General features: G+C 62.8%; 19 protein-coding genes. 2 read left to right on the top strand and 17 right to left on the bottom strand.

All coding sequences use genetic code 11. The features are described 5' to 3' along the window. Positions 1 to 24 precede the first annotated feature (24 nt). The 5 genes from RHP72_RS24140 to RHP72_RS24120 form a co-directional block, all read right to left on the bottom strand. A complete protein-coding gene (locus RHP72_RS24140; protein WP_311093918.1) occupies positions 25 to 918 on the bottom strand; it encodes an oxygenase MpaB family protein in 894 nt (297 codons plus the stop codon). Positions 919 to 1,082: 164 nt separating this feature from the next. After that, positions 1,083 to 1,931, bottom strand: coding sequence for a 3-hydroxybutyryl-CoA dehydrogenase (locus RHP72_RS24135; RefSeq protein ID WP_003940434.1), 849 nt, complete (start codon positions 1,929 to 1,931; stop codon positions 1,083 to 1,085). 88 nt (positions 1,932 to 2,019) lie between these two features. After that, on the bottom strand, positions 2,020 to 3,177 hold the full coding sequence (locus RHP72_RS24130) for an acyl-CoA dehydrogenase (RefSeq protein WP_003939784.1): 1,158 nt from the start codon (positions 3,175 to 3,177) through the stop codon (positions 2,020 to 2,022). A 159-nt stretch (positions 3,178 to 3,336) separates the two neighbouring features. Continuing rightward, positions 3,337 to 4,029: a TetR family transcriptional regulator gene (locus RHP72_RS24125; protein ID WP_003939674.1), complete on the bottom strand. Its 693-nt coding sequence runs from the start codon at positions 4,027 to 4,029 to the stop codon at positions 3,337 to 3,339. A gap of 28 nt (positions 4,030 to 4,057) precedes the next feature. Further along, a complete protein-coding gene (locus RHP72_RS24120) occupies positions 4,058 to 5,662 on the bottom strand; it encodes an acyl--CoA ligase family protein (protein ID WP_030535166.1) in 1,605 nt (534 codons plus the stop codon). 131 nt (positions 5,663 to 5,793) lie between these two features. Here RHP72_RS24120 and RHP72_RS24115 point away from each other — a divergent pair, with 131 nt between their 5' ends. Together RHP72_RS24115 and RHP72_RS24110 are read left to right on the top strand one after the other, a co-directional pair. Beyond that, positions 5,794 to 6,660 (top strand): response regulator transcription factor, encoded by an 867-nt coding sequence (locus tag RHP72_RS24115; RefSeq protein ID WP_007731357.1) that lies wholly within the window; start codon positions 5,794 to 5,796, stop codon positions 6,658 to 6,660. A 115-nt stretch (positions 6,661 to 6,775) separates the two neighbouring features. Beyond that, on the top strand, positions 6,776 to 8,203 hold the full coding sequence (locus tag RHP72_RS24110; RefSeq protein WP_003940167.1) for an amidase: 1,428 nt from the start codon (positions 6,776 to 6,778) through the stop codon (positions 8,201 to 8,203). Positions 8,204 to 8,231: 28 nt separating this feature from the next. Here the strand turns inward: RHP72_RS24110 and RHP72_RS24105 are convergent, their stop codons facing one another. From RHP72_RS24105 to RHP72_RS24050, 12 genes are all read right to left on the bottom strand, one after another. Then, a complete protein-coding gene (locus RHP72_RS24105) occupies positions 8,232 to 8,912 on the bottom strand; it encodes a 3'-5' exonuclease (protein ID WP_003940028.1) in 681 nt (226 codons plus the stop codon). Between the two features lie 123 nt (positions 8,913 to 9,035). Then, positions 9,036 to 10,169 carry an o-succinylbenzoate synthase gene (menC, locus tag RHP72_RS24100; protein ID WP_311093917.1) on the bottom strand — a complete coding sequence of 378 codons (1,134 nt, stop codon included), beginning with the start codon at positions 10,167 to 10,169 and terminating at the stop codon, positions 9,036 to 9,038. Then, the gene (locus RHP72_RS24095; RefSeq protein ID WP_030535170.1) at positions 10,159 to 10,980 is read right to left on the bottom strand and encodes a GNAT family N-acetyltransferase; all 822 of its coding nucleotides are present in this window, start codon (positions 10,978 to 10,980) and stop codon (positions 10,159 to 10,161) included. The genes menC and RHP72_RS24095 overlap by 11 nt, the downstream gene beginning before the upstream one ends. After that, the gene (locus RHP72_RS24090; RefSeq protein WP_311093916.1) at positions 10,958 to 12,121 is read right to left on the bottom strand and encodes a M20/M25/M40 family metallo-hydrolase; all 1,164 of its coding nucleotides are present in this window, start codon (positions 12,119 to 12,121) and stop codon (positions 10,958 to 10,960) included. Before RHP72_RS24090 ends, RHP72_RS24095 begins: the two co-directional genes overlap by 23 nt. After that, on the bottom strand, positions 12,118 to 15,477 hold the full coding sequence (locus RHP72_RS24085) for a serine hydrolase (protein WP_311093915.1): 3,360 nt from the start codon (positions 15,475 to 15,477) through the stop codon (positions 12,118 to 12,120). The genes RHP72_RS24090 and RHP72_RS24085 overlap by 4 nt, the downstream gene beginning before the upstream one ends. After that, entirely contained in the window at positions 15,474 to 16,265 is a 792-nt protein-coding gene (locus RHP72_RS24080; protein ID WP_311093914.1) for an ATP-binding cassette domain-containing protein, read from the bottom strand. The genes RHP72_RS24085 and RHP72_RS24080 overlap by 4 nt, the downstream gene beginning before the upstream one ends. After that, positions 16,262 to 18,142, bottom strand: a complete 1,881-nt coding sequence (locus RHP72_RS24075; protein WP_311093913.1) for a dipeptide/oligopeptide/nickel ABC transporter permease/ATP-binding protein — start codon at positions 18,140 to 18,142, stop codon at positions 16,262 to 16,264. The genes RHP72_RS24080 and RHP72_RS24075 overlap by 4 nt, the downstream gene beginning before the upstream one ends. A 1-nt stretch (position 18,143) precedes the next feature. Continuing rightward, a complete protein-coding gene (locus RHP72_RS24070) occupies positions 18,144 to 19,157 on the bottom strand; it encodes an ABC transporter permease (RefSeq protein WP_003940249.1) in 1,014 nt (337 codons plus the stop codon). Positions 19,158 to 19,219: 62 nt separating this feature from the next. Beyond that, the gene (locus RHP72_RS24065) at positions 19,220 to 20,821 is read right to left on the bottom strand and encodes an ABC transporter substrate-binding protein (protein WP_083056733.1); all 1,602 of its coding nucleotides are present in this window, start codon (positions 20,819 to 20,821) and stop codon (positions 19,220 to 19,222) included. Between the two features lie 227 nt (positions 20,822 to 21,048). Next, on the bottom strand, positions 21,049 to 22,647 hold the full coding sequence (locus RHP72_RS24060; protein ID WP_063315804.1) for an ABC transporter substrate-binding protein: 1,599 nt from the start codon (positions 22,645 to 22,647) through the stop codon (positions 21,049 to 21,051). Between the two features lie 144 nt (positions 22,648 to 22,791). Beyond that, entirely contained in the window at positions 22,792 to 24,393 is a 1,602-nt protein-coding gene (locus RHP72_RS24055) for a CdaR family transcriptional regulator (protein ID WP_007731373.1), read from the bottom strand. Positions 24,394 to 24,442: 49 nt separating this feature from the next. Next, positions 24,443 to 25,357, bottom strand: a complete 915-nt coding sequence (locus RHP72_RS24050) for an SDR family NAD(P)-dependent oxidoreductase (protein ID WP_007731375.1) — start codon at positions 25,355 to 25,357, stop codon at positions 24,443 to 24,445. Positions 25,358 to 25,380 lie beyond the last annotated feature (23 nt).

The raw sequence follows: 25,380 nt of genomic DNA, 5'->3' as shown, positions 1-25,380 counted from the left end.
GCACTCCAGCCTACCGACGAGTGCTCACAGACCCTGCGCGCGGATGCCCGAGTAGGCGCGCGGTGCATACCGCAGTCGTAACGGCAGCAGATGCCAGAACCGATCTGTCAATGTCAGGAAGCGGGCGAACCAGAAGTACATCCGTTCGTCGCGCGGCGTCCATTCCCATTCAAGGGTCTTGCGCGCCTTCTCCGGCATCAGTGCCTTGCCGATCCAGTTCGCCACGGCCATCGTGGGGCGAGAGCTAAGACGCCACAGCCACGTCGGAACCTTCGGAGCCGGTGCGATGTCGTGCTCGGCGATGCGCGTCGACCATTTTGTGGTGTGGGTGTTGATCAGGTGGTTGTCGAGCATGTCTTCCCAATACGTGCGAAAACTCGCGTAGTCGTCGAAAGCCGGTCGATCGGTGAGACCGTAACAACGCCACCAAGTTACGGCCTCACGGACAAGCTGGTCCTTCTGCTCCTGCGTGAACTTCTTGTACGCGAATCGCTCGTTGAAATCGAGAATCACCTCGAAGAACGTGACGTGAGTCCACCAGAAAGTGTCAGGAGCGAGGGCGTGGTAGCGCCCGCCGGTTTCGTCTGTTCCTTTGAGATCGGTGTGGAAGTTGCGAACGAGCGTGCCTGTGCCCTCTTCGGTCCGGTCGTACACGACCCCGTAGATGGGAGGAAGTGAGCGGAACAGGCGGTCGAGCGGATTGTCGAAGAAGTTCGAATGATCTTGCAGCGCTCCACTTACCGCGGGGTGCATGTTCTGCAGCGTGCCTGCGCGTCCGAGATACAGCAGACCGCGAACGTCGCCGAAGTGTGTCCACGTCAGGGAACCGGGGCCGATCGGATCGGCTCGTAGTTCCCGGGGCTCTGGTCGCGCCTGGGGCTTAGGTCGACGAGTATCGGTGTCCGGATCGCTGCTCATCTGGTTGACCCTCCGCCTGCGCTCATGTGACAACGGTTGTTGTCACATGATGACTTTTGCTGCGCCGCGCGAATTTGTCAATGGATTCGGCTAGATCTGCCCGAAAACAACTCCGGCCCCTCACCTGCAACAGGTGAGGGGCCGGAAGAGTGAAGCGGTCGGACTCAGGCGTATTCGTAGAAGCCGCGACCGGTCTTCTTGCCGAGGCGACCGGCGTCGACCATGCGGCGAAGCAGCGCCGGCGGAGCGTAGTGCGGTTCTGCGAATTCCGCGTACAGCGACTCCGCTGCTGCGAGAGCGATGTCGAGACCGACGGTGTCGAGCAGCGTCAGCGGGCCCATCGGGTAGCCGCAGCCGCCCTTCATGGCCTCGTCGATGTCTTCTGCTGTGGCGTAGCCGGATTCGAGCATCCGGACAGCCTGGCACAGGTACGGGATGAGCAGAGCGTTGACGATGAAGCCCGAACGGTCGCCCGCGCGAACCGTCTTCTTGCGCAAGGTGTTCTTGGCGTAGTCGGTGACGGCGAGAACGGTCTCTTCGGACGTCGTCAGGCTGACCACGATCTCCACGAGCGGCATGACCGGCACGGGGTTGAAGAAGTGAACGCCGACAACCTGGCCGGGGCGCGAGGTGGCCTTGGCGATCTTGATGACGGGGATCGACGACGTGTTGGTCGCCAGAATGCCTGCAGGCTTGACGATCTTGTCGAGCTTGCCGAAGATCTCGTACTTGAGAGCTTCGATCTCGGGAGCAGCTTCGATCACCAGATCGCGATCGGCGAACTCTTCCATGTCCAAGGTGACGCGGACACGTGCGATCGCGGCGTCGGCTTCTTCCTGCGTGATCTTGCCCTTGGCGACGCCGCGGTTGATCGACTTGGCGATCCGTTCGCGAGCAGCGGCGGCAAATTCTTCTTTGGTTTCGAGCACCAGTACCGAGCTACCGGCTTTTGCACAAACTTCGGCAATGCCGGCACCCATGGTGCCGCCGCCGATTACGCCTACGAGTTCCACGATTCTCCTCAAAAATTTGGGGGCAAGCCCCTGTGCGCCGTTCCGGTAGTCAGAACTACCAGAAAGGCGCACAGGGGCGCGAAGTGCCTTACTTCAACAGCGCACGCGACATCACGACGCGCTGAATCTGGTTGGTGCCTTCGTAGATCTGCGTGATCTTGGCGTCGCGCATCATGCGCTCGACCGGGAAGTCGGTGGTGTAGCCGGCGCCACCGAACAGCTGCACGGCGTCGGTGGTGACCTCCATGGCAACGTCCGAAGCGAAGCACTTCGCCGCAGCGGAGATGAAGCCGAGGTTCTTCTCGCCACGCTCGGCGCGTGCTGCGGAGGTGTAAACCATCAGACGTGCGGCTTCGACCTTCATCGCCATGTCCGCGAGCATGAACTGAACAGCCTGGAAGTCGCTGATGGACTTGCCGAACTGCTTGCGATCCTTGGTGTACGCCAGCGCCGCGTCGAGTGCGCCCTGGGCCAAGCCGACAGCCTGAGCACCGATGGTGGGACGCGTGTGGTCGAGGGTCTCGAGTGCCGTCTTGAAGCCGGTGCCCGGTTCGCCGATGATGCGGTCGCCGGGGATGCGGCAGTTCTCGAAGTACAGCTCGGCGGTGGGGGAGCCCTTGATGCCGAGCTTCTTTTCCTTCGGTCCGACGACAAAGCCCTCGTCGTCCTTGTGGACCATGAAGGAGGAGATGCCGTTGGCGCCCTTGTCGGGATCGGTGACAGCCATGACGGTGTACCAGGTGGACTTGCCGCCGTTGGTGATCCAGCACTTGGAGCCGTTGAGGATCCAGTCGTCGCCGTCAGCCTTTGCGCGGGTACGCATCGAAGCGGCGTCGGATCCGGCTTCACGCTCGGACAGTGCGTACGACGCCATTCCGCCGTTGACGAGGTCCGGGAGCACCTTGGACTTGAGCTCTTCGGAACCCTTGAGGATCAGGCCCATGGTGCCGAGCTTGTTCACAGCGGGGATCAGCGAGGAGGATCCACAGACGCGGGCGACTTCCTCGATGACGATGCAGGTGGCGACGGAATCGGCGCCCTGGCCGTCGTAAGCCTCGGGAACGTGGATGGCGTTGAAGCCGGACGCGTTGAGAGCGGTGAGCGCTTCCTCTGGGAAACGTGCGTTCTCGTCGACGTCCTTGGCGTACGGCGCGATTTCCTTCTCGGAGAGTCCGCGGATAGCAGCCCGCAGTTCGTCGTGCTCTTCGTTCAGTGCGAAGAGATTGAAATCCGGGTTTCCTGCCATGGGAACGCTCCTTGGTGAAGGTGGCTTGAAGGCGGTCGGTGCGGCTCCGGCGTTACCAGCGAGATTCGCGGACAGACCGGTGCCCATGACCCCAGTCAAACACGGCACTGAGTGCCAGGTCAAGGGATGGGTGTGTGAAGTTTCGGTGCACGAGCAGTGTCAGCCGAGTTGTTCGTGGATTTTTCTGCTGATCTCATCAGCGGACGTGCCCGGGGGAAAGGCTACTACCAGCACGGACTTCGATTCTGGCGTGCTGGTCTTGGACCCGGGTGCCACGCCGTACGTCCGCCGAACGTCGAGCAATGCCTGACTTAGTGCGTCAGCTGTGGCGTCCTCGTCGCCTTTGATCATGCTTCGCAAGAGGTAGTTGTGGCACGCGGTGACAGCTGCGGCAAAACCGACAACCTCGAGGACAGGTTCGCGGGGCACAGCGCTGCGCAGGTAGTCGACGAAGAGGCGCTCGTAGCGGAATCCGGTGACGAGTTCGCGGTCGCGAAGAGCCGGAACATGCTGTACGACGCGGTATCGCCGCATCGACAGGTCTCGGTTCCTGCGGAAGAAATCGAAGACCAGTCCCGCGGCCTCGCACACGGACGCCCAGGGGTCGGCGGAATCGGACGCGAGGAACTCTGCGACGTGTTCGAGGAGGGACTCGTGATCGGCGAAGATCACGTCTTCCTTGGAGCGGAACTGCCGGAAGAACGTCCGACGCGACACACCGGCGGCAGCGGCGATCTGCTCGACGGTGGTGGCTTCGTACCCGTTCTCCGAGAACAACCGGATCGCTTGAGACGCGACGTGTACCCGAAACTGTGCGGGGTCAGTTCCGGGTACATCGGAGCGCTCGGTCATGGATGCAAGTATCCAGGTTTCGTCGGCGTCAGTTGTCGGCGCGTAGCTGGAACTTGAGAACCTTGCCGGTGGGGGTGCGAGGAAGGTCGAGCGGGAAGACGATGTCGCGGGGAACCTTGTACCCGGCCAGCAAAGTGCGGGTGTGCTCGACGATGTCTTCGGCGGATGCCTGTAATCCCTTGCCCAGCACCACGAATGCCTTCGGGCGCTCGCCCCACTTCTCGTCCGGAACGCCGACGACTGCCACGTCGATCACCGCGGGGTGACTCATGATCGCCTGCTCGACCTCGACGGTGGAGATGTTCTCGCCGCCTGAGATGATGATGTCCTTCGCGCGGTCCTTGAGCTGGATGTATCCGTCGGGATGCATGACGCCGAGGTCGCCGGAATGGAACCAACCACCGGCAAATGCTTCGGCTGTCGCGGCCTCGTCGCGGTAGTACCCGAGCATCACGTTGTTGCCGCGGAGCACGATCTCACCCATGGTCTGGCCGTCGGCGGGGACGTCGTTCATCTCGGCATCGACAACGCGAGCATTTTCGGCCTGCACCATGCCGACTCCCTGCCGCGAGAGAAGTGCGGCGCGCTCGGACTGCGGCTTGTCGTCCCAGGCTTCCTGGTATTCGCAGATCGTGTAGGGGCCGTACACCTCGGTGAGGCCGTAGACGTGAACCACGGTGACACCGATGTCTTCGAGTTTTCCGATGATCGTCGGTGACGGGGGAGCGCCGGCGGTGGTGATGCGCAAGGCGTCGACCTTGTGGGCCTGGTCTGCGTCGGCGATGGTGGAGCAGACGGTAGGAGCGCCGCACAGATGTGTCACGCCCAGATTGTCGATGGCGTCCCAGATCGCATCGGCGCGGACCGCGCGCAGGCAGATGTGTGTGCCCGCGGCCTGAGTGACGGCCCACGGCGTGCACCACCCGTTGCAGTGGAACATCGGCAGTGTCCACAGATACTTCGTCGCTCCGTCGAAGCCGTTGTGGAATGTCTCGCCGAGCGAGTTCAGGTACGCCCCGCGGTGGGAGTACATGACGCCCTTGGGTTTTCCGGTGGTACCCGAGGTGTAGTTGATGGCGATGCACTGCTGCTCGTCGTCGACGCCCCAGTGCAGTGGCTGATCGGAGAGAGCTTCGCCTTCGGCAATCAGATCGGCGTACTGCCCGGTGACGATTCCGGTGGGAACGTCCGGATAGGGGACGGTGGAGTCCGGGATCTCGACGATCTCACGCAGGCTCCCCACGTTTGCCTTGGACGAGGTGACCGAACCGACGAATTCGGAGTCCACGAACAGGATCGTGGTTCCCGAGTGATCGAGAATGTATTCGAGTTCGGGACCGGCGAGGCGTGAGTTCAGGGCGATCAGGACCCCGCCGGCGAGGGGAACGGCAAAATGCGCGAACAGCATCTCGGGTACGTTCGGCGCCAGGTATGCGACGCGGTCACCGGGCTGAATGCGTTCACGCAGGACGCGGGCCAGAGCCGCGACCTCGTCACCGAACTCTCGGTACGAGTAGGTCCGGTCGCCGTGAACGACGGCGGTGCGCTCGGGGAACACCGCGGCGCTGCGCTCGAGAAAACGCAGCGGACTGAGCGGGGTGTTGTTGGCTGCAACAGCTGTCGGGACAGACACGGTTCCTCCGAAGGCGACGTGGCACGGTTGGTGTCACGATAAGTGTGATCGGCACTACAAATGGCCTGGATGCACGCTATTGCCCAGCCAAAGGTGCCGCTACCCTCTGAATTGGGTACGTGGAGGTGAGAGTGAACAGGGTACTGAGACCGAGCGACGACGACGCGTTGCGCGCCGAACTGCGTCGGCTGCACCCCAAAACCGAGTTGCCGGTTCTGTTCGGCGGCTGCGTCAGCGACCGGTCGCTGACCATCACCGGTCACGTCGGCACGCGCAGCAACATCCTGCGAAACCTGCGGATCGACGCCGAATGCGGACTCGGCGGTCGGGCGATCGCAGAACAACGACCGGGCGCGGTCCAGGACTACGCGAACTCGTCGCACATCACTCACGACTACGACTACGAAGTGGGCACCGAAGCGATCGAATCCTTGATGGCAGTCCCCATCGTCGTACGCGGGGTTACTCGCGGAGCGATCTACGGAGGACTGCGTGCCAACCTGCCGATCGGCGACGTGATCGCCGAGACGATGATGCGATCGTCGTACGCGTTGGCCCGAGAATTCGAGATTCGCGACGAAGTGGATCGTCGGGTGGCGATGCTCGATACCGCTGCGGTGGAACATGGTTCGAACCGCGATGCCCAGATATCCGAAGGGTTGACCGAGAGCGTCCTGGCGCTCGGTGAGATCGCGGCGAACCTCGAGGACATGGCTCTCAGCGCGCAGGTCCTCGCGGTCGAGGCAAAGTTGCGGGCGTTGGCGTCGCCGAAACCTTCCGCGAACACTCCAGTCGCGAACACCGTTGTCCTGTCGCCACGCGAGCGGGAGGTGATGGGGTACGTCGCTCTCGGACTGCGCAATGCCGAGATCGCCGAGAGGTTGTCCCTGAGCGTCGAAACGATCAAGACGTACATGAGGAATCTGATGGGAAAACTCGACGTCCGCAGTCGTCACGAAGCGGTCGTGGAAGCGCGGCGGCAGGGTTTGATTCTGTGAGGGCTTGATTCTCTGATCGGTCCCGCCAAGCGGAATTTCGGAACTGCGTCGCCACTCCGGTTGATATGACGGACCTCACTATCGGCAGAGTTCGACACGAGTGATGAGGGCATCGATGCAGGATTTGTTCGACAACAACGACATGACCGGCCTGGCCGAAGCGATCAAGAGCGGCGACGTCTCCGCCAAGGAAGTCCTCGAGTTCAGTCTGGACAGGCTCGACGAGCGCAACCCGGCAGTCAACGCGGTGATCAGTGAGCGTCGAGAGGAAGCGCGCAACGAGGTATCAGGCGGCCTGCCGGATGGTCCACTGCAGGGCGTCCCGTTCGTGATCAAAGACCTCGGCATGGACGTCGCAGGATTGCCGAGCACCAATGGATCTCGATTGTTCGCCGACGCTGTGGCAGAAAAAGATTCGACGCTCGTCGAGCGCTACCGCCAGGCTGGTCTGGTTGTCATCGGCAAGACGAACACCCCGGAGTTCGGCAAGAACGCGAGTACCGAACCTGCGCTGTTCGGACCCACCCGTAACCCTTACGCCCTTGATCGTTCGCCCGGCGGATCTTCGGGTGGCACGGCTGTAGCTGTTGCCGTCGGGATCGTGCCAGGCGGGCATGCCAGCGACGGTGGTGGATCGATCCGTATTCCCGCATCGGCCTGCGGCCTGGTAGGCCTCAAGCCGAGCCGAGGACGTACTCCGACGGCACCGGCGCGCACGCTCTTCTCGTCGCCGATGAGTGTTCATCACGCGCTCACCCGAAGTGTCCGCGACACTGCGTTGCTTCTCGATCTGTCCGCCGGGCCGACAGTGGGCGATCCTTACGTGATCCTGGCGCCGAAGCGGCCGTACATCGAGGAAGTGGGTGCCGATCCCGGACGGTTGCGGATCGGTCTGAGTAACGCTCTTCCTGACGGCACACCGGTGGACCCGGAGTGCTCGGCCGTCGCGACCGGTGTTGCCGGCCTGCTCGAAGAACTCGGTCACGATGTCACCGAGAGTGCCCCGAACTTTCCGCTCGATGCGCTCACTGCCGGGCTGTCGGTGTTGATGGGCATTCCGATGACGATCGAGGTCGACGAACGACTCGACGCCCTGAACCGCGCGATCCGCGACGACGACCTCGAGCCGATGGCGCGGATGATCTACGACCGCGCGAAGTCCGAAAGTGCGACGAACGTCGTCAAGGCGCTGCAGGAACTCGAGCGGGCCGCCCAGGTGATCGGTGCGTTCTTTGTCGATCACGACCTGTTGCTGACTCCGACGATGGCTCGGCCGGCAGCTCCGCTCGGTCTGCTCGATACGGCGAATCCTATGTCGATCTGGGAGCATTCGGCCGGGTACAGCGGCTTGACCAGTCCGTTCAACAGTTCAGGTCAGCCGGCGATTTCCTTGCCGATGGGTCATGACTCGGCCGGCGTTCCGATCGGCGTGCAGTTGGTCGGCGCGTTCGGCCGTGAAGATCTGCTGATTCAGGTTGCGTCGCAGCTCGAAACAGCCCGTCCGTGGTCCATTGCGCCGGTGTGGCCGCCGGTCCCGGCGTAGCGCGCGGTCGTCCGAGCCGGGGAGGACGTCAGGCGATGATGCGAATCGGCCACTGGCCGTTCACATCTGCCACGTCCCTCCCTTGGCTGAGAAGGTACTCGGCGAAATCGCGTTGCCGCTCGGCGTGCCAATCGGCTTGATCGACCATGAGATCGAGCCCCAGGATGTCGGGGAACCGCACGGCCAACTCGCGGGCCAACGCTGCCGCAGCTTTGGCATCGGCCTCGGCTTCGTGCGCCGACTCCAATGAAATTCCGTAGTGCTCGCACACGGCCGCAAGCGTTCGCTTGCCCTTGCGGAACGTATCCATCGCCCGATCGATCACGTACGGATCGATCACCAACCCCGGAACGAATGCAGGCTTGCCGATGCGCAGACCCTCGGCATGCATGACCGTCAGATCATAGGAGGCATTGAACGCCACGACGGCGTGATCGCGCGCCCAGGAATTGTGCAGAGCCTCGCGAATCTCTTCGTAGCCCTCGGAATAATCCTGGCCGTGTTGCGCCGCGAACTCGGTGCTGATGCCGTGAACAGCCGAGGCGCCGGCGGGGATGTCGACGCCGGGATCGAGTAGCCACGTGCGTGTTTCGACACTCGAACCGTCGATCACCGCGACGCAGGCACTGACGATACGAGCGGTCGACGGATCCCGCCCCGTGGTCTCGAGGTCGAACGCGCAGATTGGGCGATCGGACCAGCTACTCATCGGGGGCCTTTCGGTGCAGAACGTCATGTCCGAATCACTATGCACCCCCCTACCGACACAAACGACGAACAGCCACCTCCGGGGTGAAGGTGGAGGTGGCTGCTGCGTGACTGTGTGACGGACCTACAGAATCTCGGTTCCGACCGTGAAGCGATCCATGACGTCTTCGCGCGGAGTCACACCGAAGCCCGGTCCCTGCGGCACGGCGATGTGGCCGTCCTCGATGACAAAAGGTTCGGTGATGTCTTCCTTGTAGAAGCGATCGGACGCCGAGATGTCGCCGGGCAGCGTGAATCCGTCCAGCGCCGCGAGGGCTGCGTTGGCGGCGCGGCCGATTCCGGTCTCGAGCATTCCGCCGCACCACACCGCAATACCGTGTGCCGAGGCGAGATCGTGGATGCGCTTGGCTTCCAGATATCCACCGACACGGCTCGGCTTGATGTTGACGACCGAAGCGGCACCGAGCGTGATGGCATCCGCCGCATCCTTGGCCGACTCGACCGACTCGTCGAGGCAGATCGGAGTCGAAAGGGACTGGGCGAGCTTGGCGTGCTGCACCAAATCGTCCTCGGCCAGCGGCTGTTCGATGAGGAGCAGTGCGAATTCGTCCAGGCGACGGAGCAACTGCGCGTCGACGAGGGTGTACGCGGCGTTCGCGTCGACCTGCAGAGGAACGTCGTAGCCGAACTCCTTGCGCACCGCAGCGACGGGAGCGATGTCCCAGCCCGGCTTGATCTTCAGTTTGATTCGTACGTAACCCTGCGACAGATAATTACCGACGGTTTCGAGTAGCTGCGGAATGCTGTCCTGGATGCCGACGGACACTCCCGAGGGCACCCGAGTGCGAGTGGCACCGAGGTACCGAGCGAAAGACTGTCCACGAGCGCGCAATTCAGCATCGAGGATTGCCATTTCGATAGCCGACTTCGACATCTGGTGACCCACGACGTGGTGAAGTACGCTGCCGACCGTCTCGGCCGAGAGCGGCTGATCCGACTGCGACTTACGCAGCGTCGGAACGAGATACTCGCGAAGCATCGCCCGCGCACCAGCGGTGTATTCGGAGTTGTAGTACGGATCGCTGAGCGAGCCGCACTCGCCCCAGCCGACGGTCTCCACCGGACCGTTGGGGCCGTCGGTGGTGCCGCTCACTTTCAGGACGAGGGTGTTGCGCTCGAGCTGGGTGCTGAATGACGTGGTGAAGGGGGAGACGAGAGGGATGCGCAGTTCGCGCAATTCGACGGACTCAATGTGCATGGACTTGCTCTTCTCCGGTTGTCTCGCAGATTTTCGTGAACATGTAATAGCCGCTGGGGTCGAAGCCGGTCGATTGCCATTCCTTCGAGGCGATCAGTGGTTCGAGGTACTCGCGAAGCGCGTGTCGCCAGGCAAAGGCAGAGGCGCGGTCGACTGTTCTCAGATGCTCGATGTCTCTGGGTATTCCGACTGCGATATCGACGCAGTCGGGTGGGATCGGGAGCATTCGAGGTGTACCGTCTTCGGTGGGTTGAAGCACCTTGAATGTATCATTCACGGCCACAGTAGAACTCGGAGATCCACCGACGTCGAGGTCCCAACTGACGAGCATACGATCGCTGGCGTCGCCTGCATTGATTCCGTCTGCCATCGACCCGTAGAAATCCGGGTTGTATTCGGCCGGTTCGGCTCCGAGACGCTGAATGTTGAAATAGGCATTTCGTGCGACCAGTGGATCGAAGGTCCACCGGATCGTCTTGACGCCGCGCTCGATGCACCAGTCTCGCTGATGATGCTTGAGGGCGCGGCCGATTCCCTTGCCTGCGTGTCCCGGTAGTACTCCGGCGATGTGTGAGTGCAGAACCTCGCCGAGAGGCTCGACGAAGAATCCGACGCAACCACCGATCATTTCGCCTTCGGAAAAGGCTCCCACCACGTAGTGACCACCGTGGTGAAGCGCAACCAACATCGCAGTGCCGAAATGAGCCGGTCCGGGACTGGTAGCCCAGATCTCGTCGAAAACGGCGGATAGATCGGCTATTTCGCGGGTATCGACCAGTTCTCGAAACTCAACCGCTTTGCTTTTCGACACGAGGGCCCCCTTCAGACGTGATCGAACGAATAAGGCCCGCAACCAACGCCGTCCTCGGAGCGATTGCGGACACGAGCGCATGCTCGGTCTCGGCGTGTGCACCGCCGCCGACGCCACCGAGGCCGTCGAGGGTGGGGATACCGATACCGGCAGTGAAGTTTCCGTCCGAGGCTCCGCCTACGGCGAGGCCGACGGGCGGAGTCAGATCATGCTCGAGCGCAACGCGTTCCGCCAACGCCAGCAACGGTGCGGACATCTTCGCTTCGAGAGGTGGACGGTTGACACCACCCGAGACCGTGACTACGGCTTCGGGGTGGATTGCCTGCAGGGCTCGGATATTCGCATCGACGCGCTCCTGCTCGGCAGCGCTGGTCGCGCGCACGTCCACGTCGACGAAGGCTTCTGCCGGAACGGTGTTGGTTGTGGTTCCGGCTGAAATGACAGTCGGGGTGACGGTGGTTGCCTGCGCCGGCGAGGACAAGTCGTTGATCGCGATCACGAGACGAGCCAGTTCTACTGCAGCGTTGATGCCTTTTTCCGGCTCCAGCCCGGCGTGGGCGGCGCGACCGGCAACATGGATCCGATACAGCGACACTCCCTTGCGGACAGTCTTCAGTTCGCCACCGTCACCGCCGGCCTCGAGAACCAGTACCGCGCCTGCCGCAAGTTCCTCGATGAGGGACCGCGACGTGGGTGAACCGATTTCTTCGTCACCGGTCACGAGGAGTGTGATTCCGTCGAGTGCATCGTCGCCGTGCAGCTCCCGGACGATAGCGAGGGCGTGGATTGCCTGAACGACACCAAGTTTCATGTCGAGTCCGCCCGGACCTCGGAGCGCTCCGTCGGTGACGGCTGCGGGCAGGCGTGTCAGGGTGCCGATCGGCCACACGGTGTCATGATGACCGAGCAGCATCAGCCGCGTCGGTGAGCTGCCGAAACGGGTCACCAGATGGGTACGGCCTTCCGTCACTATCGACTCCGGTGTCACGCTGAGTCGTTCGTGGACAAGGTCTGACGTCCACTTCGCGCTGCGGGCAACAGCTTCGAGATCGTGTGACGGCGACTCGACTTCGATGAGCGCGATGGCGTCCTCGAGGATCTGAGGAAGTTGGCGCTCGGCCAGATCGCGGAGAATGGTCATCGGTTGTTCACTCGCGGATACGCGCGGCTTCCGACGTGTAGCAATTGTGTACTCCCGTTGTCGGAGAAAGTGATCCGGATCCAACCTGCTGATTGAGGGAGTCGGGTCCCGAACACTCCAGGGTGAACTTCGATCAGGCTGAGAGAGACGGACTCTGCGCTTTCGGCGGTGACCGAAGGGTCGATGTGATCGGTGCGGCGGGCGGTCAGGGAACCGCCGGTCCTTTCCAAGACGAAATCGGCTGCGGCATCGCGGTACAGGCCGCACAGCGCATCGAGTTCTTCAGGTGAGGACGTGACGCGGGTGTGGGGGTCACCAGGCGAGAATGCCGGTGTCACACTGACGCCGCCTATGGAACCGATTACTTCAGCCAGAAGATCGCCGGAGAGAGCGTCCATTGCTCCACCGTTGGCCATCAGGACCACGGCTAGACCGCACGACGGCACCACTCGCAAGAACGACTGCTGGCCGAGAGTTCCGCCATTGTGGCCATGAGCCAGTACACCGCCCCAATTGTGCAGCAACCACGTGGTTCCCATGATGTCCGCTGACGACACGTCACCGATCTGGCGGCGCTCCTCGAGCATCGCCAGATGAGTGGAACGCCGAAGGAGAACCGGGTCCTCGCGCATCGAGTCCTGAGCGAACAGGAGTAGATCTTCGGCCGTGCTGTTGATGAGGCCGGCGGGGCCCATCGAGCGAGGGATGAGGAATTGTGGTGTCTGCTCGAGGTCGTCGGCAGCGCCGACGTGCCCGACTGCAGCGCGGTGCAGTGCCGTCTCCTCAGGCAGGGTCGTGGTTTTGGTCAGGCCGAGCGGTTCGATGATCCGCTCGCGCAGAACCGCGTCCCAACTCTTACCTCGGAGAACCTCGATGATTCGTCCGGCGATCACGAAGCCGGTGTTGCAGTACGACCAATCGGTGCCGGGGGCGAAGAGCTGCACCGTTGATTTCAGTTCTGCGACGTATCGCTCGACGCAGTCGTCGCCGCGTCCGCCGTCGATGAAAACGTCACCGTCGATGCCACTGGTGTGAGTCAACAGATGGCGAGTCGTGACCGTTTCGGTGGCTACCGCGTCGGCAACTGCGAAGTCCGGCAAGATGTTCCGGACAGGTGAGTCGAGATCCAGCAATCCTTCTTCGACGAGCTGCATGATCAGGGTGGCCGTCCAGACCTTGCTGATCGAACCCATCTGGAACAACGTGTCGGGCGTAGCCGCGACGCCGGTGCGGGTACTGACGACACCGGACGTGACCACGGTGCGGGAGAATCCGCTGCGGGTTGTGGTCAGAATTCCCAGTGAGGCGCCGGGCACCCCGTACTTCGCACTCAGGGTGTCGAGTCGGTACTGCCAGTAGTCGGGATCGACCGTGGTCAGTGCGGGCTTGGGGGAGAGGTGCCGTTCGATCCAGTCGACGAGACGAGTGCTGTACTCCAGTCGGTGGGACGGCCGACCCGTCAACACGAAGGCATGTGACGCGTCCGGGAAAACCACCAACTCGGTCGGGGTGCCGGCCAAACGCAGTCCACCGAACCACTGTTCGGCCTGGTTGACCGGGCAACGGACGTCGCTGCCGCCGTGAAGGATCAGCGTCGGTGTCGTCACCTGGGAGACTCGCCCCAGCGGCGAAAGTTCCCGTACCCGAGATGACTGCGGGTCGAATTCGACCGTCTGCAGCAAGATGCCCTCGTCCGAGGGGCCGGCTGTGTTCGCGATGTCGCAAACGAGCCCACCGGCGACTGCGACGGCAAACCGATCGGTGACGGACGTCAGGGCGCACGTCATGAATCCGCCGTAGCTGTAGCCCGTGAGTACCAGTTGCTTCGGATCGGCCATCCCCTCGGCGACAAGGGTTTCGACCGGTTCGAGCAGGTCGGCACGATCCGCCTCACCCCAGCCGTCCCGCACACCGTCGAAGAAGTCGTTTCCGTAGCCGTCACTTCCGCGCGGATTGATCATCAAGACCGTGAATCCCAGCGCGACCAGTTCCGCGTGGTATGCGTGCATCACGGTGGGCGTTCCGGTCCAGGCATTGTGTGGTCCGCCGTGGACGTCCAGAACCAGCGGACCGGCGCCCGTGACGTTCGGGTCGCGCAGGATCCAACCCTGAACACGGGTGCCGTCGCTGATGTCGAACCAACGCTCGGAGGCGACTGGAAACGCGACGGAAGTTGTCAGTTCCGTGTTCAATTCGGTGACGGTTTCGACTGCACGAGTCTCGAGGTCGATGACGGCGACCTCGCCGAAGGATGTCGCCGTTGCCAGCGCGACGACGGCTCGCCCGGACGTCAGGGCAAGGCCTGAGACCACTGTCTGCTCGCCGGTGAGAAGTGGTGAGACGGAGCCTGATCCGAAATCGACCTTGTGCAGTTCGGTGGAGCCGTGGTTGCGGATGCAGAAGACGATGTCGCCGTCGGCGGTGAAACTCGGTGCGCCACCGGGATAACCGGTCCCGCCCGGCATGACGTTTCGGTCGAGTCCGGACGTCAGGCTGCGGTCTTCCACTCGCTGGTCGCGGTGCAGGACAAGAAGTTCGTTGTTGTGAATGATCGGTGTGTGCCAACCGACGGCTACGACCGCGTCGCCGGCAGGTGTCCATGCAAGTGGTCCTGCGATGCCGCGTGCGTGCCCCAACATCCGCGGAGCGGAGGCGAGATCAGTCAGCGATACGGTCCAGGCGGAACTCGCCCGCGTCAGATCGGCGTCGCCGTCCATCGCCGCGGTGAAAGCCAGTTCGGTGCCGTCGGGACTGTACGCGGGATGCGAAGCGTCCCAATCGCCGTCCGTCAGCTGCCGTAGTGAGCCGGCGGCCAGATCGAACTCGAACAGGTGCGCCCGAACGCTGCCCCGGACACCGGATCCGTCGACCTTGTAGTTGAGGCGCTTCGCCACCAAGAGGCATGACGATCCGGCGGCAGTGCGGTCGACGGGGGCGCTGAAGGCGATCCGAGCGCCGTCGGGAGAGAACACCGGTGCCCCCGCGCCGAGCGGGAGCTGCGCCGTGGTGGTCAGCTGTGTTGCCGGGCCCCCGGTGGCGTCGACCTTCCACAGTTGTGGTGTGCCCGAGGAATCCGGCCGAACGAAGACCAACAGCGTCGAAACGGGATGCCAAGCCGGCGAGGTGTCGGCAGGTCCCGCGGTGAGCTGTAGTTGCGGGGAAGCCAACCAGATCGAGTGCTCGTTGGTATCCGCAGCCGGATTCGCTTCGGTACGTACGTATGCAATGCGTCCCGACGCCGATACGGCGATGTCGGTCGGTGTAACCACCGACGCGTAATCCTGGATTCTCGCCGAACGACGTTCTTCGGCACGGGCTACGGCAGCGGGGGAGTCGAGAGTGGTCGGCGTTGTCATTGGAACATCGGCTCCCCGAATGTCGGGATCGCGGACAACAGCTTTGCCGTGTACGGCTCCTTGGGCGAATCGATCACGTCGAGAACCGGCCCGTGCTCGACGATCTCGCCGCCGAGCATGACTGCGACGTGGTCACAGACGTAGCGGATCACCGCCAGGTTGTGACTGACGAACAGAACCGTCAGACCAAGCTGCTTCTGCAGATCCACCAACAGATTCAGAACCGCGCCCTGCACGGACACGTCCAGAGCGGAGGTGATTTCGTCGGCAAGCAGAACTGCCGGTGCGGCTGCCAAAGCCCGCGCGAGGGCAACGCGTTGGCGCTGACCACCCGACAACGACGATGGGTATTCGTGCGCCTTCTCCACCGGCAGTTGGACGGTGGTGAGGAGTCGAGCGACCTCGGCAGCGCGGTCGCCGCCGCTGCGCCGAGCTTTGTCACGACGCTCGGTGGACCGCAGCGCCTCGGCGAGTGACTGGCCGATGGTCATTCGCGGGTCGAGGCACGAGTACGGATCTTGGAAGACCATCTGGATCCGGTGGCGCAGACGAGCCGTCGCGCCGCGGGCGTGAGCGACGTCCACACCGTCGAGAAGGATCTGGCCGGAACTGGGCTCGGCCAGGCCGACAGTTGCTCGCGCCAGTGTCGACTTTCCGGAACCCGATTCACCGACGAGACCGACCACCGATCCGGAGGGGATGTCGAGATTGATGTTCTTGACGGCGTGGAATTTTTTCGAACCGCTACCGAGGTGGACGTTGACGTCACGGAATTCGAGTCTGCTCATCGGATCTCCTCTGCAACAGCCAACAGTTCTTCCAACTCGATGTCGGCGGTGCTCTCCTCGGCGTCGAGGCTCTCCACCTGCCAGGCTTCGTCGACGGTGGCAAGCGGCTTGTCGCGATCGGTGCTCATGGTGGGGACCGCGGCGATCAGCGCGCGGGTGTACGGATGCTTTGCACGGCCGGCAATCAGATCGTCGACTGCGATGTCTTCGACGATTTCGCCGGCAAACATGACGAGGACACGGGTGCACATGCCGGTGATGACGGCCATGTCGTGCGAGATGAGAAGGATTGCGGCGCCGGTTTCTTCGCGAACCTCGTGGAGCAGCCCGAGGACCTCACGCTGAACGGTCACGTCGAGCGCAGTGGTGGGTTCGTCCGCGATGATCAGAGCGGGCTTACCCATCAGACCCATGGCGATCATCGCGCGCTGACGCATGCCGCCGGAGAACTCGTGGGGGTACTGCTTCGCACGCCTGGGCGCGTCGGGGATCTTGACGGCGTTCAGTCGCTCGACTGCTGCCTTCTTCGCGTCGGCCTTGCTCATACCTTCGTGGAGCCAACCGATCTCGGCGACCTGGTATCCGACCTTGAGAGACGGATTCATGGACGACATCGGATCCTGGAACACCATCGCCATACGTGTGCCGAGTTGGCGGGCAACCTTGCGCGAAGCCGCGTCGTCCGGCCGCTTGCCGTCCTTCATCAGCACGGTGCCGTCGAACTCGATGAGCCCGGCGTCGACCACGGTGGGGTGGTCGGTCAGCTGCGCGATTGCCATGCAACTGAGTGACTTTCCGGATCCGGATTCACCGACGATGCCCACGGTTTCGCCGCGATGAACTGTAAAACTGATGTTGTCGACGGGGCGACGCCAGTCGTCAACCGCGGGAACTGCGACGGACATGTTGCGGACGGTCAGTACCGCGTCTTCGTCGGTGGGCGCCGAATCGGCCTGGGCAGTTTTCCGGTTGATCGGCTTCCACTTCGGCAGGCGACTGCTGATCGGACTGCGAACTCCCGCGCCGCGAGCAATGGCCTCGCCGAGCAGCGTGAAGGTCAAGCCGGCGAGCACGACGGCGATGCCGGGGGCGAGTGCGGTGGCCGGGTTGACGAAGATCTTCGACAGACCTTCGTTGAGCATCCGGCCCCAGTCGAATGCAGGCGGCTGAATGCCCAAGCCGAGGAACGAGAGTCCGGCGAAGACCACCAGGCCGCTGCCGACAGCGATGCTGGCATTGACGATGAGTGGTTCACGGATATTGGGGAGAATGTGACGGAACAGCAGCCCGGGCTTGGTAACCCCGAGGATGCGTGCTGCGTCGATGAAGTCGCGTCCGTTGACCGACGAAGCCAGTGCGTACGTCAACCTCGCGAACGGCGAGGCCAGGGCGAGACCGATGGCGATCACCGCGCTGCCAGCACCCTGTCCGAGAACGACCAACAGGAAGATCGCGAGGAGCAGTCCGGGGAATGCGATGGCGAAGTTGAGGAATGCCACGACCATTCGTCCGACCCAGCGGGGAGCGAGCGTCGGGAGCGTACCGAGTATCAGGCCAATTGTGACACCGAGTGCGACGGCTCCGAGAGCCATGAGCACCGACAGTCTCGCGGCGGTCATCGTGCGGGCGAAGACGTCACGCCCGCCGGCGTCGGTGCCGAAGATGTGCTCGGAACTCGGTCCCTGAGAGAGTGCCTTCGGGTTGGCTGCGACAGCGGCGTCACCCCAGATCATCGGTCCGAAGATGACGAGGGCGATCAGAGCGGTCAGGAAGGTGAGGGCCAGGATTCCCAATGGGGTGCGGAACGTTCCGACGATCCAGTGTCGTCGCGGGGGCGTCTTGGGGGCCGCAGTGGGGGCCGTAGGTGAGGTGCTCAACTCAGTTCTCCCGAATTGTGGATCGTGGGTCGATGAGAGCGAGCACCACGTCGACGATGAAATTGATGAGAAGGACGATGGCGCCGTAGATCACGACCAGTGTCTGGGCGAGCGGGTAGTCCTTCTCGGTGATGGACTTGACCAGCGCCATGCCCATGCCGGGCCAGGCGAAGATGCTCTCGATGAGCACGGTGCCGGCAATCAGACCGCCCAGGAGGAGTCCGGCGAGCGTCAGCGTCGACGTCATGAGGTTGGGCATTGCATGACGGAAGTAGATTCGTGCCACGGGCATTCGCTTGGCGCGCGCCGTACGGATGTAGTCCATGTCCAACACGCCGAGTGCCTCTGCACGGACGATGCGCGACATCGAGGCGATGGCACCGATCGACATGGCCGCGACCGGGAGGATGTAGCTTTCCGGTCCACCTCGGCCGGCGACGGGCAGAACAGGGAACGTGACGGCAAAGAGGTAGACCAGCGCCGTACCGAACATGAACTCGGGGATCACGGCGATGGTGCCCGACGTTGCGGTGTAACCGATCTCGACTCCGCGTCGTCGACCGTTGCGGGTCAGTGCAGCGAAGATGAGGCCGATCGGAATGCCCACTAGCAGCACCGTGACGACTGTGAGTACAGCCAGTTCGAGTGTTGCCGGTAGGCGGGACGCGATCACCTCGAAGACCGGAGTCCTCAAGGTGATCGAGTCACCGGGATTCCCGCTCAGCAACCCGCCGACGAATCGGAAGTACTGCTGCCACAAGGGAAGGTCGTAACCGAGCTGAGACCTCGTTGTCTCGACCAGTTCGACCGGTGCGTTCATTCCCAGTGCCAACCGAACCGGGTCTCCCGGAATCAGTTGGAGCATCAGGAACGCCGCAGTCACCAGCGCCCAGAGTGAAATCACGAAGGTGCCGAAACGGCGCAGAAGATATGCGGGCCAGCTGTCGGACTCGAGCCACTTTGCTCGAGCCTGAGGCGCCGCTTCTGGTTTCGCGGCTTCAATAGTTTGACTCATGGGCTGTCTTTCCGGAGGGCGGGATGCTGGGGCGGGAAGATATTTCGGAGTGGGCGGACGGCCTACTGGTAGAGACGCAGCGCAGAACCGTTGAGCGACTTGCCGAATGAGAGTCCGGCCTTGTTGAAGTACACGTTCATGACGGAGTCTGCGAAGGGCACGGCCGCGATCGTCTTGGTGAGCTCCGACTCGGCGTCGGCCCAGGCGTCACAAGCGTCGCTACCGGTCAGACCGGAAGCCTTGGTGGCTGCTGCTTCGTAGGCGGGGTTGCTGACCGATCCGAAGTTCTTGCCTGCTGCGGGAACCGGCCCGGCAAAGTACGCAGTGAAGGTGCTGGGCAGCGAGGAGTTGACCTGGACCCAGGCGATGTCCCAGGCAGAGTTGTCCTTGCCGCTCAGAATGACGTCGATGATCTTGTTCGAGTCGCCCCCGGTCACCTCGACGTTTGCGCCGAGTTCGGACCACGCCGACTGAGCAAGTTCGGCCGCCGCGTTGCGCGGATCGTCGGTGCCGTCGTACACGAGGCGGAGATTGAGCGGCTTGCCATCCTTGCTTCGCTTGCCGTCAGCGCCGGCGGTCCAACCAGCGCCGTCCAGTGTTGCCTTGGCGGCAGTGAGGTCGAAGTCCGGAAGGTTGCCTGCGACAGAGTCGTAAACGCAGGCGCGCGGTTCGACGGCGACGAGGCTGGTTGCCCGGACGCCGTGTCCGGCGGTGATGACCTGAGTGAGGTCGTCGAGATCGACCGCTTGGATCAGGGCCTTGCGCACTGCGGGATCGCTGGTGGGATTACTCGCGATCTGGTTGAAGTACATCTGGCCTGCCGGCAGAGGCCGACCGACGGAGTCCAGATTGGCTGCCGCGACGCGGTCCTTGTCCGGACCGGCGATCGGAGCTGCGTTGAGTTCACCCGAGAGCAGCTGATTTGCGGCGGTGCTCACGTTCGGCGACATGGCGGCGACGACCGTCTTGGGGACGCCCGGGGTGTCGGAGGTCGTGCCGTCGGGGCCCCAGTTGTAGCCCTCGCGACGCTGGAACGTGTAGTGGTCGTTGGCGGCAACTTCGGTGACTTCGAACATGCCGGTGCCGAGCGACTTCTTGTTCGACGCTGTCGGATCTTTCAATCCGGCCTCGCACAGGATCGGCAGGCGACCGACGTTGAGAAGAAGGAACGGGCTCGGCGCCGGAGTGGTCACCGTGACAGTGCGCGTTGCCGGATCGGCAGTCGCAGTGGCGCCGGTCGGTACGGAGGACCCGCGCAACTGTGAACCGTTGTCCGGGTTGGCCACGAAGTTGATGTTGTCCGCGACGGTCTGCGGTGTCAGCGTCGATCCGTCGGTACAGGTCACCCCGTCACGGATGGTGAAGGACGCCGAGGTCGGGGTCTCCTCCCACTTCTCCGCCAACCACGGTCCGACTTCACTGGTATCGGGATCCTGGTAGATCAGGTAGTCGTACGCCAAACGAGACAACTCGGCGGTCGCCGAGGCGGCCGACATGATCGGGTTGAGTGCACCCGGATCGGCCTGCAGGGCGAAACGGAAGGTCCCGTCGGTGGCCGGTTCACCGCCACTGGCGCCCGAGGACGTGCCTCCCGAGCCACAAGCAGACAACACAAGCGTGAGCCCTGCGGCTGCCGCAAGTGTTGGATAGAAGCGGTGTTTCATGGTGCCTCCGTGATGGAGCAGGGGCCCGAGCGAAAAACGTGAGGGCGCGGTTGAGTGTTGACTGCTAAATCTTGGCGCATGACGTGACGCGCATCTCTGTCGATCCTCACGAAAATCGGGTCGATTTTCGTCCGCTCCCACGAAAACCGTCAGGATCAGTGAATACCTGTCCGTATACCGACAGCGACCGGCGAAACACGACGATTTCCCCGGTCGCTACCGGCGGTCTACTGGTACAGGCGCAGGGCCGAACCGGTGAAATTACGGCCGAATGCGAGACCCGCATTGTTGAAGTAGAGAGTCGTGATCTTGTCGGCAAAAGGTACCGCGGAGTTTGCTTTGATGATCTCTGATTCGGCGTCTGCCCAAGCGGCACAAGCATCCTCGCCGGTCAGTCCCGAAGCCTTGGCGACGGCTGCGTCGTAGGCCGGGTTGGAGATCGACGAGAAATTGAGTCCCGCAGCTGGCACCGGACCGGAGAGGAAGGGTACGAGCATGCTGGGCAGCGCGACGTTGATCGGCTCCCACGCAACATCCCACGCGGTGTTGTCCTTGCCGCTGAGTGCTACATCGAGGATCTTGTTCGAGTCTCCGCTGGTGAGTTCGACAGTTGCGCCCAGATTGTTCCAAGCGTTGAGTGCGACGTCGGCGGCAGCATCGGTCGAGTCACCGAACGTTTCGTAGACCATCCGAAGTCGGAGCGGTGTGCCGTCCTTGCTGCGCTTACCGTCGGCACCGATTTTCCAGCCCGCTGATTCGAGAGTTTCTGCGGCTGCGCTGGGATCGAAGGCCGGCAGGTTTCCGGCGACAGAGTCGTAGATGCAGGCCCTCGGTTCGATGGACACCATCGTGGTAGACCGGGTTCCGCGGCCGGCGGTGAAGATCTCGGCGAGGTCGTCGAGATTGAGCGCCTGGACAAGGGCTTTGCGCACGGCCGGATCGCTGGTCGGATTACCCGGGCTGTGATTGAAGAACATCTCGCCTGCCGGAGCCGGCTGCTTGACCGTGTTCAGGTTCGCGGCATTCAATCGGTCCTGATCGGCGCCGGAGACGGCGGCGGCATTCAGATCACCGGACAACAGCTGATTCGCAGACGTACTCGTATTGGTCACGATGGACGCGACGACATTCTTGGGCACTCCGGCAGTGTCGGAGGTGGTGTCGTCAGGTCCCCAGTTGTATCCGTCGCGCCGAACGTAGGAGTAATGATCGTTGGCGACTGCCTCGGTCATCTGGAACATGCCCGATCCGAAGGTCGTCTTGTTTGCCGCCGTCGGATCCTTCAACCCTGCCTCGCACATGATCGGAATCCGCGCCAGATTGAGGAGCAGGAAGGGCGAGGGCTCCGGAGTCGTAACAGTCACTGTCCGTGTTGCCAGGTCGGCGTTGGCAGTTGCAGTTGCCGGTGCGTACACCCCGCGGAGAGCGGATTTGTTTGCGGCGTTCGTGATGAAGTTGACGGTGTCTGCGACAGTCTGAGCAGTCAGGGCGGATCCGTCGGTACAGGTGACGCCGTCGCGAATGGTGAACGACGCGGAAGTAGTTGTCTCTTCCCATTTTTCGGCGAGCCACGGCTTGGTGACGCCGGTATCGGGATCTGGGTTGAGCAGATAGTCGTAGCTCAGACGTGCCAGTGCGTGTGCCGGTGAAGCGGCAGTCATCAGCGGATTCAGAGCGCCGGGGTCGGCCACGAGTGCAAACTTGAAGGTGCCGTCGGTGAGCGGCTCACCCCCACCCGAACCTGATGTTCCACCCGACGAGCATGCGGTCAGGGCAAGGACAGTGCCGGTTGCCGCGGCCAGTAGTGCGTAGGACCGTTGTTTCATGGTGCCTCCGGAAGGTGTGGTCCCGCCCGAGTGACGCGAGGTCTGTCGGGTCAGGAGCAAAAGACGATTGCTTGAATCTTCACCCAACAAAAGAACGAGAACATCGTCCGGATTTACGAATGTTTCGTGAGACTTGGTAGATCGCTACAACATTGTCGGATGGAAGAGACGAAGCTGGAGCATCAGGCTGAATCGAGTTTCCGGATCATCGAGATCGATGCCGGCAATCCCGGCAAGCTTCTTGAGGCGGTACCGGAACGTGTTGACGTGGATGTGAACCAAGGACGCAGCAGCCGGAATGTCGCCGAACGTGTCGAGCCAGGCGCGGAGAGTGTCGACAAGGTTGATGTCGTGACTGCGGTCGTACTCACGCAGTACCGCGAGCGGACCCGATGCGGTCTCGTTCTCGTCCGCCAGGGCGTCGGAGAGGCGCAGAAGTAGGGAATTGATCTGCACGTCGTCGGCGCGCGCGACGGTCCGGCCCGAAGAATTCCACGTCGACCTCAGAACGCGAAGTGCTCGGTCGGCTTCGTCGCGTGACTTCTCCAGCGTCATCACGTCGGCCACTGTCGCACCGATTCCGATGACCACCGACTTTTCCGAACGGGAACGGTCTGCAAACTCCGACGCGATCCGACGCACGTAGTCGTCGTCGGTCTGGTGCCGGGTGTGTGGGATTACGGCGTAGACGGTGCCGCCGATCGCTGCCGCCACCGACAGCGGAAATACTTGGTCGAGATAGGTATTGAGTGTCAGGGCCAGTTGATCGACGTCGGCTTCGGCCTCCAACGATGCACCGGCGCCGCTACGGAAGCCGGCCGCAAGCACGTTTGCTTTCGAACGGCCGTAGCCCAGTCGCTCGGCCGCTTCCTTCGCTGAAGTGCCGCCACTCAGTAACGTGATCACCTCGCCCAACCTCAGTCGTCGTGCGGAATCGGCGGCCAGCTTGGCGCGAAGTAAACTCATCGCGGCCACGCCCGCTGCCTCGACGAGCGTTTTGACCTGCAATTCGTTCGGCTCCTCGTCCAAGATCACCCAGATCGAACCGAGGATCTGCGATGCCGCATGTATTCGCATGCCGACGCGGGGCCTGATGCCCGGCCCGATACCCGGTAGAAATACCGGCAGGGTAGAGCCGTAGATCTTGTTGAAATACCCCATTGACCTGAGCCGATCGGAATAGTGCTGCGGCACTTGATGTCCGAGGACACTCTGCTTACGTGCCTCGTCGCCGAAGGCTTGATCCGCCGAGAACGCGAGGATCCGGCTCGACTGATTCTCGATGGTGACCGGGCCGTTCAATACCTGAGCGATCGAGTTGGCAAGATCGAACAGGTCGGCGTCGGCGGCCGACGTGCGGTCCCCGTTGTTGCCGGATTCGAGGATCTCGTTGATCAACGACGCGCTTTGCAGCCAGCTTGCATCCTTGACCATTCCGAGGAGTGCGACGTCGGTGTCGGCCACCGCTTTCTCGACGAGGCCGTCGAAGTCCAGGGGCTCTTTGACGATCAGCGCTACCGCACCTGCCGAGCCGTATTCTCTTACCGCCGTTGCGATATCGGCCGAACCTGCGAGACCTGCGCCGAGTACGACGGCGCCCGCACTGTCCTGGGTAGCTTCGGACCCTTCGTGCAGGGTCACGCGGCTGACAGTGCGGGCGCCGTCGACGGTGTCGCCACCGCTGAGGAACGTCATTCCCAGTCTGTCGACGATGTCGACGATCGATACTCCCGTAGGTGTGGTCACCACCACACCTTAGGGGGAGCGGGGTCGATCAGTTGTCTGGTTGCCCTGCTCAGTTGCTGGGCTGCTCCGCCACGGCCTTCTCGACGAACCGGCGGGTCTGATCGAACGCCGCGGGCACCTGGACGGAATCGGTCATGTCACTGATCTCGGACCACCGTTCGGCGACGACCTCGGGCGAGAGTGCGCCTTCGGGGATGTAGACGCCCTGCGACTCTTCCATGCGAGCGATCGCGAAGACGCCGGCGCCGGCGCTGAGGATGGTCTTCGTCGGTGCGTCATCGGAGACCATGAACAGTGCGCCGGGTGAAATCGATTCGGGTGCAAGCAGAGCGAGAGTCTTCTCGTCGAGGAGGTCTTCGGTCATGCGGGTCGCGGCGGTCGGGGCCAGCGAGTTGACGCGGATGCCCTTGCGTTCGCCCTCGATGGCGAGAACGTTCATCAGGCCGACGACGCCGGACTTCGCGGCGCCGTAGTTCGCCTGGCCGAAGTTGCCGTAAATTCCCGATGCTGACGTAGTCATGAGGATGCGTCCGTAGTTCTGTTCGACCATGTGCGGCCAGACTGCCTTGGAACAGATGACGGAACCCATCAGATGCACGTCGATGACTTTGCGGAAGTCGTCGAGCTCGGCCTTGATGAACGACTTGTCGCGCAGGATTCCGGCGTTGTTGATCAGGATGTCCACGCGGCCCCACTTGTCCACGGCCGTCGCGACCATGGCGGCAACGGCGTCGACGTCGGTGATGTCGCAGTGGTCCGCGATGGCCTCGCCGCCCAGCTCGACGATTTCCGCCACTACTTTGGCTGCTGCGGTATCAGCGCCGCCACTGCCGTTGACCGAGCCACCCATGTCGTTGACGACGACGCGTGCGCCGCGTGCGGCGAGGGCCAATGCGTGTGAACGGCCGAGTCCGCCGCCTGCGCCCGTGATGATCGCTACCTTGCCGGAAAAATCCAACGACATTGGAAAACCTCTCTGATGTGGGA

Origin of the sequence: Rhodococcus sp. SG20037 (genome assembly GCF_031763325.1) — a bacterium.
In the GTDB taxonomy this organism is placed as follows: Bacteria; Actinomycetota; Actinomycetes; order Mycobacteriales; family Mycobacteriaceae; genus Rhodococcus_F; species Rhodococcus_F qingshengii.
The sequence above is the reverse complement of the archived record's forward strand: the minus strand, read 5'-3'. Positions and strand labels throughout refer to the sequence as shown.

Bases quoted from the DNA above. Each gene is read 5' to 3' on its own strand.
- RHP72_RS24140 (WP_311093918.1), bottom strand. From the start codon at position 918: ATGAGCAGCGATCCGGACACCGATACTCGTCGACCTAAGCCCCAGGCG.
- RHP72_RS24090 (WP_311093916.1), bottom strand. From the start codon at position 12,121: ATGACCATTCTCCGCGATCTGGCCGAGCGCCAACTTCCTCAGATCCTC.
- RHP72_RS24060 (WP_063315804.1), bottom strand. From the start codon at position 22,647: ATGAAACAACGGTCCTACGCACTACTGGCCGCGGCAACCGGCACTGTC.
- RHP72_RS24105 (WP_003940028.1), bottom strand. From the start codon at position 8,912: ATGAGTAGCTGGTCCGATCGCCCAATCTGCGCGTTCGACCTCGAGACC.
- RHP72_RS24070 (WP_003940249.1), bottom strand. From the start codon at position 19,157: ATGAGTCAAACTATTGAAGCCGCGAAACCAGAAGCGGCGCCTCAGGCT.
- menC (WP_311093917.1), bottom strand. From the start codon at position 10,169: ATGCACATTGAGTCCGTCGAATTGCGCGAACTGCGCATCCCTCTCGTC.
- RHP72_RS24130 (WP_003939784.1), bottom strand. From the start codon at position 3,177: ATGGCAGGAAACCCGGATTTCAATCTCTTCGCACTGAACGAAGAGCAC.
- RHP72_RS24125 (WP_003939674.1), bottom strand. From the start codon at position 4,029: ATGACCGAGCGCTCCGATGTACCCGGAACTGACCCCGCACAGTTTCGG.
- RHP72_RS24080 (WP_311093914.1), bottom strand. From the start codon at position 16,265: ATGAGCAGACTCGAATTCCGTGACGTCAACGTCCACCTCGGTAGCGGT.
- RHP72_RS24110 (WP_003940167.1), top strand. From the start codon at position 6,776: ATGCAGGATTTGTTCGACAACAACGACATGACCGGCCTGGCCGAAGCG.
- RHP72_RS24085 (WP_311093915.1), bottom strand. From the start codon at position 15,477: ATGACAACGCCGACCACTCTCGACTCCCCCGCTGCCGTAGCCCGTGCC.
- RHP72_RS24065 (WP_083056733.1), bottom strand. From the start codon at position 20,821: ATGAAACACCGCTTCTATCCAACACTTGCGGCAGCCGCAGGGCTCACG.
- RHP72_RS24050 (WP_007731375.1), bottom strand. From the start codon at position 25,357: ATGTCGTTGGATTTTTCCGGCAAGGTAGCGATCATCACGGGCGCAGGC.